At 62.8% G+C, this 13,204-nt stretch carries 10 protein-coding genes; 8 read left to right on the plus strand and 2 right to left on the minus strand.

The annotated features are described in order from the left end of the window. Nucleotides 1–100 precede the first annotated feature (100 nt). Nucleotides 101–1,261, minus strand: coding sequence for an alpha-hydroxy acid oxidase (locus tag ACR0MM_RS09780; RefSeq protein ID WP_480695865.1), 1,161 nt, complete (start codon nt 1,259–1,261; stop codon nt 101–103). A gap of 161 nt (nt 1,262–1,422) precedes the next feature. Here ACR0MM_RS09780 and ACR0MM_RS09785 point away from each other — a divergent pair, with 161 nt between their 5' ends. Further along, the gene (locus tag ACR0MM_RS09785) at nt 1,423–3,834 is read left to right on the plus strand and encodes an ATP-dependent helicase (protein WP_480695867.1); all 2,412 of its coding nucleotides are present in this window, start codon (nt 1,423–1,425) and stop codon (nt 3,832–3,834) included. 513 nt (nt 3,835–4,347) lie between these two features. Here the strand turns inward: ACR0MM_RS09785 and ACR0MM_RS09790 are convergent. Further along, entirely contained in the window at nt 4,348–4,572 is a 225-nt protein-coding gene (locus tag ACR0MM_RS09790) for a DUF1127 domain-containing protein (protein ID WP_093964832.1), read from the minus strand. A 919-nt stretch (nt 4,573–5,491) separates the two neighbouring features. Between ACR0MM_RS09790 and mraZ the strand changes: the two genes are divergently transcribed. The 7 genes from mraZ to mraY are packed head-to-tail and all read left to right on the plus strand — an operon-like array spanning nt 5,492 to nt 13,155. Continuing rightward, nucleotides 5,492–5,995, plus strand: coding sequence for a division/cell wall cluster transcriptional repressor MraZ (gene mraZ / locus ACR0MM_RS09795; protein ID WP_093965061.1), 504 nt, complete (start codon nt 5,492–5,494; stop codon nt 5,993–5,995). 4 nt (nt 5,996–5,999) lie between these two features. Next, nucleotides 6,000–6,995, plus strand: coding sequence for a 16S rRNA (cytosine(1402)-N(4))-methyltransferase RsmH (rsmH, locus tag ACR0MM_RS09800; protein WP_170438695.1), 996 nt, complete (start codon nt 6,000–6,002; stop codon nt 6,993–6,995). Then, complete coding sequence (ftsL, locus tag ACR0MM_RS09805) at nt 6,992–7,360, plus strand: cell division protein FtsL (RefSeq protein WP_093964833.1); 369 nt, start codon at nt 6,992–6,994, stop codon at nt 7,358–7,360. Before rsmH ends, ftsL begins: the two co-directional genes overlap by 4 nt. Beyond that, complete coding sequence (locus tag ACR0MM_RS09810; protein WP_480695869.1) at nt 7,357–9,144, plus strand: peptidoglycan D,D-transpeptidase FtsI family protein; 1,788 nt, start codon at nt 7,357–7,359, stop codon at nt 9,142–9,144. Before ftsL ends, ACR0MM_RS09810 begins: the two co-directional genes overlap by 4 nt. A gap of 21 nt (nt 9,145–9,165) precedes the next feature. Next, nucleotides 9,166–10,647 carry a UDP-N-acetylmuramoyl-L-alanyl-D-glutamate--2,6-diaminopimelate ligase gene (locus ACR0MM_RS09815; RefSeq protein WP_480695871.1) on the plus strand — a complete coding sequence of 494 codons (1,482 nt, stop codon included), beginning with the start codon at nt 9,166–9,168 and terminating at the stop codon, nt 10,645–10,647. Further along, nucleotides 10,644–12,038 (plus strand): UDP-N-acetylmuramoyl-tripeptide--D-alanyl-D-alanine ligase, encoded by a 1,395-nt coding sequence (locus ACR0MM_RS09820; RefSeq protein ID WP_480695873.1) that lies wholly within the window; start codon nt 10,644–10,646, stop codon nt 12,036–12,038. The genes ACR0MM_RS09815 and ACR0MM_RS09820 overlap by 4 nt, the downstream gene beginning before the upstream one ends. Nucleotides 12,039–12,072: 34 nt before the next feature. After that, the gene (mraY, locus tag ACR0MM_RS09825; RefSeq protein WP_480695875.1) at nt 12,073–13,155 is read left to right on the plus strand and encodes a phospho-N-acetylmuramoyl-pentapeptide-transferase; all 1,083 of its coding nucleotides are present in this window, start codon (nt 12,073–12,075) and stop codon (nt 13,153–13,155) included. The last annotated feature ends 49 nt before the right edge of the window (nt 13,156–13,204 follow it).

The raw sequence follows: 13,204 nt of genomic DNA on the forward strand, positions 1-13,204 counted from the left end.
ATTTGGCCGTGTTAATAGACCGAGATTACGCGCAGATATATCTGTAGTTCTGGGTAGAACCGGCATGTTATCGCGCGCAAACGCCGCCTATTGCGGCGTTTTATGGCACATGCTGCATCGCGGCATCAATGTTTGCGTTAACATTCGGCAGATCTTTTAGCGTTGCGGCGCCCAATTGTCCCATATTTGCAAGCATATCCTGCCGCAGAATGTCGATGACATGGGTAGGGCCGTGCCCGCCCAATGCTGCAACGCCATAGAGGAAAGCCCGCCCCAGCATGACCAGATCGGCGCCCAGGGCGCGCGCCCGCAGAATGTCCAGCCCGCCTGAAACGCCGCTGTCGAAGATCAGCGGCAGGTCTGTCGCGGCGCGGACGGCGGGCAGCATGTCGATGCTGGCCGGAGCGCCATCGAACTGACGGCCACCGTGATTCGACACCCAAAGCGCGTCGATCCCGGCCTGTTTCAGCCGCTCGGCATCCTCGGGGCGCAGCACGCCCTTGATAATGAACGGCCCCTGCCAGTGATCGCGCAGCCACTTGACGTAATCCATGCCCGGAGAGGTCCTGAGCAGGTATCCGATATGCGCAGTGGGCGGCAGGTTGGCGGTGCCGTCGATATATTTGTCCAGCGTGCGCATCCGGGGCTTGCCGTGACGCGCCATGCCCCAGGCCCAGGCCGGGCGGGCGGCGATCTGCGCCAGCAGGCGCGGCGTCAGGCGCGGCGGATGGGTCAGGCCCGAGCGGGTCTGCCGTTCCCGGCGCGAGGCCACGGGCACGTCCACGGTCAGCACCAGCGTGCCGAACCCGGCGGACCGGGCGCGGTTCAGCAGGTCGGCTCGAATCTCGGGGTCCTTGGGCGGGTACAACTGGAACCAGGCATCGGGTCCGATATGCGGGGCCATGTCCTCGGGGCTTTGGCTGGCGACGGTGGACAGAACATACGGAATGCCCGCCTGCGCGGCGGCGCGCGCCATCAGCACCTCGGCCCCAGGCCAGACTAGCCCGCACATCCCGATCGGAGCCATGCCGAAGGGCAGCGGATGGTCGCGCCCCAGAAAGCGGGTGCTGGTGTCGAATTCCAGCGGGCCTTTCAGGATGGCGGGCAGAAACCCGATGCGGTCCAGCGCCGCCCGGTTGCGTTTCAGCGCGGTCTCGGCCCCGGTGCCGCTGTCGACATAGTCCCAGACAAAGCGCGGCAACCGACGGCGTGCGCGGCGCTTCAGATCCTCGATGCCCGGATAGGTGCTGTGCAGGTCCATGCAGATTGATCCGACCTGCCGCGCGATTCGGCAAGGGTTTCAGTCGGATGCAGCCCGCACCTGACGGCTCAACCATCGCTACGAAAGAAATTCGCAAAACCGTGCGAACAAGCCGTGAACAAACCCTTTCCCTTGGCGCGCTTCCGGCTTAGTTTGGGCGCATGAGCAGTTTCGATGAAAATGACGCCTTCGAAGGCGCCTCGCTGTCGGCCCGCGCCATGGCCGCGCGCCCGATGCCCTATCTGGATGACCTGAACCCGGCGCAGCGCGAGGCGGTCGAGCTGTTGGATGGCCCGATCCTGATGCTGGCCGGGGCGGGAACCGGCAAGACCAAGGCCCTGACCACCCGCATCGCGCATCTGCTGAACACCGGCCGGGCGCGGCCGAACGAGATTCTGGCCGTGACCTTTACAAACAAGGCCGCGCGCGAGATGAAGGAGCGGGTCGGCCGCCTGCTGGGTCAGCCCGCCGAGGGGATGCCGTGGCTGGGCACCTTCCACTCGATCTGCGTCAAGCTGCTGCGCCGCCATGCGGAACTGGCGGGGCTGAAGCCGAACTTCACCATTCTTGATACCGACGACCAGTTGCGATTGATCAAGCAACTGGTGCAGGTCGCCAATATCGACGACAAGCGCTGGCCCGCGCGGATGCTGGCCGGCATCATCGACGACTGGAAGAACCGCGCCCTGACGCCCGACAAGGTGCCCACCGCCGATGCCGGGGCCTACAACAACAAGGGCGTCGAACTTTACGCTCAATACCAGACCCGCCTGCGCGAGTTGAACGCGGTGGATTTCGGCGACCTGCTGTTGCACATGGTCACCATCTTCCAGACCCACGCGGACGTGCTGGAGCAATACCAGCGCTGGTTCCGCTACATCCTCGTGGACGAATACCAGGACACCAACATCGCCCAATACCTGTGGCTGCGGCTGCTGGCGGGCGGGCACAAGAATATCTGCTGCGTGGGGGACGACGACCAGTCGATCTATGGCTGGCGCGGGGCCGAGGTGGGCAACATCCTGCGTTTTGAGAAAGACTTTCCCGGCGCCCACGTGGTGCGGCTGGAGCAGAACTACCGCTCGACCCCGCATATTCTGGCCGCCGCCTCGAACGTGATCCGTGGCAATGAAAGCCGTCTGGGAAAGGAGTTGTGGACCGACAAGCCCGGGGGCGAAAAGGTCCGCCTGATCGGCCACTGGGATGGTGAGGAGGAGGCCCGTTGGATCGGCGAAGAGATCGACGCCATGCAGGGCGGCACCCGTGGCGTGCGACCGATGAACCTGGACGAAATCGCCATCCTTGTGCGCGCCAGCCATCAGATGCGCGCCTTCGAGGACCGGTTCCTGACCATCGGCCTGCCCTACAAGGTGATCGGCGGCCCTCGATTCTATGAACGGATGGAGATCCGCGATGCCATGGCCTATTTCCGGCTGGTGGTTTCCCCCGAGGATGATCTGGCCTTCGAGCGGATCGTGAACACCCCCAAGCGCGGCCTGGGCGACAAGGCGCAGCAGACGATCCAGCGCACCGCGCGCGAACATGGCGTGTCGCTGGTTAAGGGCGCGCGGATCGCTGTGGAGCAAGGGCTGATCAAGGGCAAGGGCGGCGCGGCTTTGCGCGAGCTGATCGACGGGCTGGCACGGTGGAATGCGATGATGCGCGGGCCACGGATCGAGATCGAGGATGACTCGGTGATTGATGACGGTGCGCCTATTCGGTTCGGTGAGCCGGAGGTGTCGCACATCGAGTTGGCACAGATCATTCTGGACGAGTCCGGCTATACGGCCCATTGGCAGAACGAAAAGACGCCCGAAGCTCCGGGGCGGCTGGAAAACCTCAAGGAACTGGTCAACCAGTTGGACAATTTCGAGAACCTGCAGGGGTTTCTGGAGCATGTCAGTCTGGTCATGGAGAACGAGCGGGACGCGGAAGGAGCAAAGGTTTCAATCATGACCCTGCATGCGGCCAAGGGGCTAGAGTTTCCGGCTGTATTCCTGCCGGGGTGGGAGGACGGTTTGTTCCCCTCACAACGGTCAATGGACGAGCATCCCCGGAAAGGTGAAGAAGAAGAACGGCGGCTGGCTTATGTTGGTATCACGCGTGCTGAGGAAGTCTGCACGATTTCATGGGCAGACAGTCGAGTTATTTTCGGGCGGCGAGAGCATCAGTACAAGTCGAGATTCATTGACGAACTCAAAGGAGGATTCGGCGTTGAATCTGGTGAGCATTTTGAAGACTTGACGGCGCCTAGCCTTCATAGCGGATATGGGTCAAATAATCTTGAAACCCGCGCGGCTAAGGCGAATGTCTACAATTCGCCCGGTTGGCGTCGGTTGCAGGCAAGGCAGGGGCAGTATGGAACCTCGCAGCCGCGTGAATCCCGCAACACCGTGATCGACGCGACCGCCGTGGCCAGCTTCACCTTGGGCGAGCGTGTGTTCCACCAGAAGTTCGGCTATGGCGGCGTGGTCGGGATCGAGGGGGACAAGGTCGAGGTCGAGTTCGACAAGGCCGGAACCAAGAAGGTCGTCGCGCAGTATCTATCCGCAAAAGACGACGTGCCGTTCTGATCCAGCGGAATGTGCCTCCCGGCACATGCTCGACTTTTTTGTTTGGCGCCCGGTCCTGCCCGTGGCGCCTTTTTCATGCCGAATGAAAAAAACGGCGGTTCCCAGGGAGGAGGAGGGAACCGCCGTTCTTGTCAACATCAGAGCAGGGAGGAGGAGAGCCCCGATGTATCCGAACCCGGGTTTTCCCCGGTATCTGAAGCGCGCGGTGACACCAGGGAGGAGGAAGGGTGCCACCGCGCTCTTTTCACATCGGGAAGGGAGGAGGAGAACCCGATGTATGCGTTTCCGGGTCTGGCCCGGTATTAGAAGGGCGCGGTGGCATCAGGGAGGAGGAAGATGCCACCGCGCGCTTTCAACATCAGAGCAGGGAGGAGGAGAGCCCCGATGTATCAGCATCCGGCGGGTTGAGGCCGGTATAGGGTGCGGCAGCATCAGGGAGGAGGAGAGATGCTGCCGCTGAAATACAGGTCCTATGGGAGGAGGAGTGGACCTGATCTCGGTGTTTCGTGGCGCTTAGCGCGCAAATTGTTCTTCGGCGGCCTGCATGGCCAGGCGACGGATCATCGAACGGTGCAGGCCCAGATCGGCCAGCTCGCGGTCCGACAGTTCTGACAGTTCGTTCACCGTCTGGCGGTACACGCGATAGCGTGCGATACGGGTCTTCATGGTTTCGATCAGAGAGGCGAAACCAAATGTCGATGCGCTTTTGTGTGCGCTGTTGGTGCTTGCGACTGCCATGTTCGTTACCCAATCATCTGTCGTTTCCGCCGCGATGTTCCGGCGCTTGCTTGAGACTGAAGATAGGCAAATGCTGCGATTGCACAATACCGGACAGGATCAATGCTGCTATGCAGCAAGTGCATAGATTGACTGCCGGAATCCAGACACCCGAAAATATGCCTTTAAAATATGGATATTTTCGTTAGCGCGAACTGCGGGGCATTGCTCGGGTCTGGCTGCCGCCCATCATTTTGATGAAAATTTGCGCGCGTAAACGTGGAATTTGTGCGGTTCAGGATTGCGCGATTTTTGTGCGTCTGGGTCAACTCCCGATTTGGGTGGGGTCATGGGACTTTGTGGGACTGGCGGGAATTGGTGGGAAATCCGGGGCGGTCTCTCCGGGGCTCGGCCAGGATCGCAGGGTGATTCGGCGCCATTTGGTCGAAAAAGTGAGGGGTGTTGGGTGGAATCAGGGTTATCATGCAAGAAATGTGGGAAATCGTGGGAAAATTTTTGCGGCGCGGAATCTGTCTATATGTTGTGCTTGGATATTGATTGGTGTCTATCAGTGGTCATTTTTCGTGTTTGCGCAAGAATTTCCACTGCTGTAGATTTTCCGAATCTAAACTTCTTGGGAAAAAATCTCATTGATTTCCATGAATTCCCATGGCATCCCTTATTCATCCGATGAGGACGAGGCACATGGGGCGCCAAACGACCCCGAACCAAAAACAAACAGGTTTCATACAGGCATCTCGCTTTCATCACTCAAGAGATCCGGCGCGCGGGCGAGCAGACATCCCCCCAGGTGGCGCGCGCAGCTGGACATCCCGCACAGCGGGTCAATGCGGCGGGTTGATCAGTGGCAGCAGATCAACCCGCCGTTTTTCATCCGGGGGAAGACGTAGGTGGGGCGCAAGCGAAAGGGACAGTCGTCTTGGCGCGCAGGTTCAGAGGTGAAAGCCACCACAAGGTGGACGCGAAGGGCAGGGTGTCGATCCCGGCCTCGTTTCGCCGTGTGCTCGAGGCCTCGGACCCCAACTGGCAGCCCGGCGACAATCCTGAACTGGTGATCGTTTACGGTGACCACCGCCGCAAATACCTTGAATGCTACACTATGGAGGCGATCGACGAGGTCGACGCCAAGATCGACGCGCTGCCGCGCGGCTCGATGCAGCGCAAGATGTTGCAGCGCCTGTTCCACGGGCAGTCTTTCCCGACCAATGTCGATGAAACGGGTCGCTTGGTGTTGCCGGCCAAGCTGCGCAACAAGATCGGGCTGGAGGGCGAGGCGTTCTTTATCGCCGCGGGCGACACGTTCCAGATCTGGAAGCCCGAGACATACGAGGCCGAGGAACTGGCCGCCACCGAAGACTGGTTGGACGAACTGCCCGAGGATTTCGATCCGATGCAGTTCCTTGACGGCATCGAAGGTGCGTGACGGCATGGCCGGCGCGGATCACACTTCATCTGACAAACCCCATATTCCCGTTCTGCTGCGCCCTTTGCTGGACGCGGTCCAGCCGGTTTCCGGCACCTGGCTGGATGGTACCTTTGGTGCGGGCGGCTATACCCGGGGTTTGCTTGAGGCTGGCGCCGACAAGGTAATCGGCGTCGATCGCGATCCATTGGCCTTTGAAATGGCGGCGGATTGGGCAGCCGAATATGGCGACCGACTGGTGATGCAGCCGGGTGTTTTCTCGCGCATGGATGAATATGCCAACGACCTTGATGGCGTGGTGCTGGACCTTGGTGTCTCGTCCATGCAGTTGGACCAGGCCGAGCGCGGCTTTTCCTTCATGAAGGACGGCCCGCTGGACATGCGCATGAGCCAAGAGGGCGAAAGCGCAGCTGATCTGGTCAACACCGCGACCGAGGAGCAATTGGCCGACATCCTGTTCCACTACGGTGAGGAACGGGCAAGCCGCCGCATCGCGCGCGCCATCGTCAAGGCCCGCACCGAGTCGCCCATCACCACCACCCTGCGTCTGGCCGAGATCGTCGAATCCTGCCTGCCCCGCGCCAAGCCCGGCCAGTCCCATCCGGCCACGCGGTCGTTCCAGGCGCTGCGCATTGCGGTGAACGCCGAATACGAGGAATTGTTCATGGGCCTGATGGCCGCCGAGCGCGCGTTGAAGCCGGGTGGACAGCTGGCGGTGGTCACTTTCCACTCGGTCGAGGACCGGATGGTCAAACGCTTTTTCCAGTCGCGCGCTGGCAAGACCGGCCGTGCCAACCGCTATGCGCCCGAAATCCAGCAGGATCAGCCGCAATTCACATTGAAGACCCGCAAAGCCATCGGCCCCGACCCGCAGGAGTTGCAGGACAACCCGCGCGCGCGCTCTGCCAAGTTGCGGGTTGCTGTTCGTACCGATGCTCCGGCGGGGGAAATTGATGCCCGCGCCATCGGCATGCCCATGATCGGGGGAAAGGCAAGATGAAGAGTATTCTGTTTGTATTGACCGCCTTGGGTGTTTTCGGGCTGGCCTTGTGGGCCTATCAGGAAAACTACCGCACCCAACAGGTGCTGAAGGAAACCCAGTCTCTGCAGCACCAGATCGGCGCGGCGCAGGCCCGGCTGGCTGTATTGCAGGCCGAATGGGCCTATCTGAACCGTCCGGACCGACTGCGTGAATTGGCCGACCTGAATTTCGAGCGTCTGGGCCTTCTGCCGCTCCGCGCCGAGCAGTTCGGGCGCGCGGACCAGATCGCCTATGCCGAGGATCCCGACCTGCCCATCGCCGACCCGATCGAACTGCAGGCGATCACCGACACCCAGGCCCTGGGCGAGGTTCAGATCCCATGACGCGAACACCGCTCCGCCCGCTTGCCCGCATCCTTGAGGCCCGCGCCCGCGGGGAAAACCCCAAGGTGATCGAGCGCGAGAACATCCGCCGCCGCCACGAAGAGATGAAGGACCGCGCCCGCGCCCGCGCCGAAGGGCGGTTGCTGGTGCTCAGCGCGTTTTTCTTTGCGGCATTTGCCGTTGTCGGGTTCCGGATGGGCGCTTTGGCTACTTCGGAGGCGCAAGAACCGCTGGCGAGCGCCCCGGGCGCATCGATTGCCATGCAGCGGGCGAATATCGTGGACCGCGAAGGCCGAATCCTTGCGACCAACCTTGATACATATTCCGTTTATGCCCAGCCCCCGCTGATGATCGACCCGATCGCGGCCGCGGAAAAGCTGGTGGCGATCTTCCCGGATCTGGACAAAGAGCGGTTGGTCAAGGACTTCACCGGCAAGCGCAAATTCCTGTGGATCAAGAAACGCATCTCGCCCGAGCAGAAACAGGCGGTGCACGACATCGGCGATCCGGGCATCCTGTTCGGCCCGCGCGAAATGCGGCTTTATCCCAATGGCCGGCTGGCCGCGCATATCCTTGGCGGGTCAGGCTTTGGGCGCGAAGGCGTCTCGGCTGCCGAGGTGATCGGTGTGGCCGGGGTGGAAAAACAGTTCGATGACTATCTGCGCGACCCGGCCAACGGAACCAAGCCGCTGCAGCTGTCGCTTGACCTGACCGTTCAGGCGGCGGTGGAACAGGTGTTGGACGGCGGCATGAAGATCATGAACGCCAAGGGCGCCTCGGCGGTGCTGATGAACGCCCATACCGGCGAAGTGATTGCTGCTGCCTCGTTGCCCTCGTTCGACCCGAACGACCGTCCGCGCCCGCCGACCTCGGGGTTCGACCCTTCGGACAGCCCTCTGTTCAACCGCTATGTGCAGGGCGTGTATGAACTTGGCTCGGTCTTCAAGATATTCACCGCCGCGCAGGCGGTCGATCTGGGGCTGGTGAATGCAGACACGATCATCGACACCTCGGGCCCGATGAAGATCGGGCGTTTCCCGATCGGCGAATTCAACGGCAAGAATTACGGCAAGATCAGCGTGGCCGATGTGATTGTGCACAGCTCGAACCGCGGCACGGGGCGGTTGGCGCTGCAGATCGGCGCCGAGCGCCAGCAACAGTTCCTGGACGCGCTGGGCATGTTCGACCCCACCCCGTTCGAGATCGTCGAGGCCAAGGGCGGGGTGCCGCTCAAGCCCAAGAAGTGGGGCGAATTGAGCACCGTCACCATTTCCTACGGCCACGGCCTGTCGACCAGCCCGATGCATCTGGCGGCGGGCTATGCGGCCATCGCCAATGGCGGGCATTATGTCAGCCCCACGATCTTGCGCCGCAACGGGCCGCAATACGGGCCGCGAGTGATGTCAGAAAACGCGGCCAAACAATCGCTGATGATGCTTCGCAAAGTGGTGACGGATGGAACCGCCAGCTTTGGTGACGTTCCGGGCTATGCCGTGGCCGGTAAAACCGGCACCGCCGACAAGCCCAAGCCGCGCGGCGGCTACTATGATGACAAGGTGATCGCCACCTTCGCTTCGGTCTTTCCGGCCTATGATCCGAAATATGTTCTGATCGTTGCGCTGGACGAACCGTCGATTCTGGCCTACGGCGAAAAGCGCCGCACGGCAGGCTGGACGGCGGTACCCGTGGCGGCCGAGTTGATCGGCCGCATCGCGCCGCTGCTGGGCTTGCGTCCGCGGCTTGAGCCTGAGGATCGCGCTGCTATAACGCTGACCTCGAATTAGGCAGTCCGACAGAGGTGGGTCATGGGCGCAAGGTCAAAGAAACTCAGCCAGCTGGCCCTGACCGCGCGCGGCGGTGCCGACCCGGAGACTACCGGGCTGGCGGTGGACAGCCGTCAGGTCAAGGACGGCTTTTTGTTCGCGGCGCTGCCGGGGACGCGCGTGCATGGCGGCGAATTCATCCAATACGCCTTGCGCATGGGGGCCGCCGCCATCCTGACCGATGCCGAAGGCGAGCGGATCGCCGCCGATGAACTGGCCGCCTCGGACGCCGCCCTGGTGGTGGTGCAGGACCCGCGCCAGACGCTGGCCTATACCGCCGCATTGTGGTTCGGGGCGCAGCCGCGCACCATGGTGGCGGTCACCGGCACCAACGGCAAGACCTCGATTTCGACCTTCGTGCGCCAGATCTGGACCGAACTGGGCCACATGGCCGTCAATCTCGGCACGACAGGGGTCGAGGGCGCGTGGACGGCACCGCTGGCCCACACGACACCCGAACCCATCACCCTGCATCGCTGTCTGGCCGAGGCCGCCGAGGCCGGCGTGACCCACGCCGCGATGGAGGCCTCGTCGCATGGGTTGGAACAGCGCCGGCTGGACGGCGTGCACCTGACGGCGGCGGGGTTTTCGAATTTCACCCAGGATCACCTGGACTATCACGCGACGTTCGAGGCGTATTTCGCCGCCAAGGCGGGGCTGTTCGACCGGGTTCTGCCGCAGGACGGAACCGCCGTGATCAACATGGATGATCCGAAAGGCGCCGCGATCCGTGATATCGCGCAGGCGCGCGGTCAGTCGATCCTGACGGTGGGCAGCGGGGATGCTGATCTTTGCCTGTTGAACCAACGGTTTGACGCTACTGGGCAGGATCTGCGCTTTGCCTGGCGCGGCAAGACCTTCCAGACCCGGCTGAACCTGATCGGCGGGTTTCAGGCGGAAAACGTTCTGCTGGCTTGCGGATTGGTCATTGCGAGCGGTGACGAGGCTGAACATGTCTTCGACACTCTGCCGCATCTGACTACGGTGCGGGGGCGGATGCAGTTGGCGGCGACCCGCAGCAACGGGGCGGCGGTATTCGTCGACTACGCGCACACGCCCGACGCCGTGGCCACCGCCTTGCAGGCGCTGCGTCCGCATGTGATGGGCCGGTTGATCGCCATCGTCGGCGCGGGCGGCGACCGCGACGCGACCAAGCGCCCGCTGATGGGGCGGGCCGCGGCCGAGAACGCCGACATCGTCTTTGTCACCGACGACAACCCGCGCTCGGAAGACCCTGCCGCCATCCGCGCTGCGGTGATGGCCGGGGCCCCCGACGCGACCGAGGTTGCCGATCGGGCCGAGGCCATCCTGCGCGGCATCGATGCATTGCAGCCCGGCGATGCGCTGCTGATCGCGGGCAAGGGGCACGAGACCGGGCAGATCGTGGGTGACCAGGTTCTGCCCTTCGATGATGTGGAACAGGCCAGCATCGCCGTGGCCGCACTGGACGGGAGGGTCGCATGACACTCTGGACCGCATCCGAGGCCGCCGCCGCGACGTGTGGGCGGGCCACGACCGATTGGCAGGCGGGCGGCGTGTCCATCGATACGCGCACGCTGCAACCGGGCGACCTGTTCGTGGCGTTGAAGGCGGCGCGCGACGGGCATGATTTCGTGGCGCAAGCGCTGGACAAAGGGGCTGCTGCCGCGCTGGTGACGCACATCCCGGATGGCGTGGCCGCCGATGCGCCATTGTTGATCGTCGATGACGTACAAACCGCGCTCGAGGCGTTGGGCCGCGCCGCCCGTGACCGGTGCAAGGCCCGCGTGGTCGGGGTGACGGGCAGTGTCGGCAAGACCTCGACCAAGGAGATGCTGGGGACCATCCTGTCGGATCAGGGCCGCACACATGCCAGCGTTGCCAGCTACAACAACCATTGGGGCGTGCCGCTGACTCTGGCTCGGATGCCGCGCGACACCGAATATGCGGTGATCGAGATCGGCATGAACCATCCCGGCGAAATTGCACCCCTGGCGCGGCAGGCTCGCCCGCATGTGGCGCTGGTCACTACCGTCGCCGCCGTTCACCTGGAGGCGTTCGAGTCGGTTGCCGGTATCGCCCACGAAAAGGCCGCCATCTTTGATGGGCTGGAGGCCGGCGGCACCGCCATCGTGAACGCTGACCTTGATCATACCGACATCCTGCGCTCCTGCGCCGCCCGGCATGGCGCGGTGATCGTGGATTTCGGCCGCACCGCATCGGATTATCGGCTGACCGGCGTGACCCAGTCGCCTACAGACATCCACGTGACCGCCGAGGCCATGGGCCAGGCCATCGCCTTTGATGTGCAATCGGCGGGCACGCATTTTGCCATGAACGGCCTGGGCGCGCTTGCCGCCTGTGTTGCGCTGGGCATCGATCTGGACGCGGCCATCACCGGCCTGGCCAAATGGGCGCCGGTCACAGGGCGGGGCGTGCGCGAAACGCTGACATTGCCGGATGGCGGGCAGATCGAACTGCTGGATGACAGCTACAACGCCAATCCGACCTCGATGGCGGCGGCGCTGGATGTGTTGGCGGCAGCGCAGAGCGAAAGGCGCATCGCCTTCCTGGGCGACATGAAAGAGCTGGGGCCAAACGAACGCGCGATGCACGCAGCGATGGCAGACGTGCCGGCCATGACGCAGATCGACAAGGTGCATTGCATTGGACCGTTGATGCGGGCGCTGCACGAGGCGTTGCCCGAGGACAAGCGCGGGCTGTGGTTCGAGACCAGCGCCGAAATGGTTCAAGAGCTTCCGCAGCTGGTTCGGGCGGGCGATGCCGTGTTGGCCAAAGGCTCGCTCAGCATGGCGCTGGCACGGATTGTTGACGGTTTGCGGAAAATGGGGCAAGTGGGCGCGCTTGATGCATGACCACCCATGACCGCGGTGTGAGAAAGGTTTTGTAATGCTCTATTGGTTGACCAGCCTGTCGGACGGAGGGGATTTCTTCAACCTCTTCCGCTACATCACGTTCCGCGCAGGCGGCGCCTTTCTGACGGCCCTGATCTTTGGCTTCCTGTTCGGCAAGCCGTTGATCAACGTGCTGCGCCGGAAGCAGGGCAAAGGTCAGCCAATCCGGGATGACGGCCCCGAGGGGCACTTTTCCAAGGCCGGCACACCCACGATGGGGGGGTTGCTGATTGTAGGTGCCCTGGTGACGTCCACGCTGATTTGGGCACGGTGGGACAATCCTTATGTGTGGATGGTTCTGTTTGTCACTCTGGCCTATGCGGCCATCGGATTCGCGGACGACTATGCCAAGGTGTCGAAGCAGAATACCAAGGGCGTTTCGGGCAAAATGCGCCTGGCTTTGGGCATCATAATCGCCGCGCTGGCCGCGCTGTGGGCGACGCTGCACCACCCGGAGATGCTGCAGAACCAGCTGGCCGTGCCGATCTTCAAGGACACGCTGATCAATCTGAGTATCTTCTACATTCCGTTCTCGATCGTGGTGATCGTGGGGGCGGCGAATGCAGTGAACCTGACCGACGGGCTGGACGGGCTGGCCATCATGCCCGCGATGATCGCGGCGTCGACTTTGGGCGTGATCGCCTATGCGGTGGGTCGCGTCGACTTTACCGAATATCTGGACGTGCATTATGTGCCCGGCACGGGTGAGATTCTTATCTTCACCGCCGCATTGTTTGGCGGTGGGCTTGGGTTTCTGTGGTACAACGCTCCGCCAGCGGCGGTGTTCATGGGGGATACCGGCTCGCTGGCCCTCGGCGGCGCACTGGGCGCCATCGCCGTTGCCACCAAGCACGAGCTGGTTCTGGCCATCGTCGGCGGCCTGTTCGTGGTCGAGGCGTTGAGCGTGATCATCCAGGTGCTGTATTTCAAACGCACAGGCCGGCGGGTCTTCCTGATGGCGCCGATCCATCACCACTATGAGAAGAAGGGCTGGGCCGAGCCAACCATCGTGATCCGGTTCTGGATCATCTCGCTGATCCTGGCGATGATTGGCCTTGCGACACTGAAAGTACGGTAAGGCTCCCGCCGGGCGCGGTGGGCCTGCGGCCCGCCTGTACCCGTTGGGC

The organism is Ruegeria sp. BC6, from assembly GCF_056539185.1.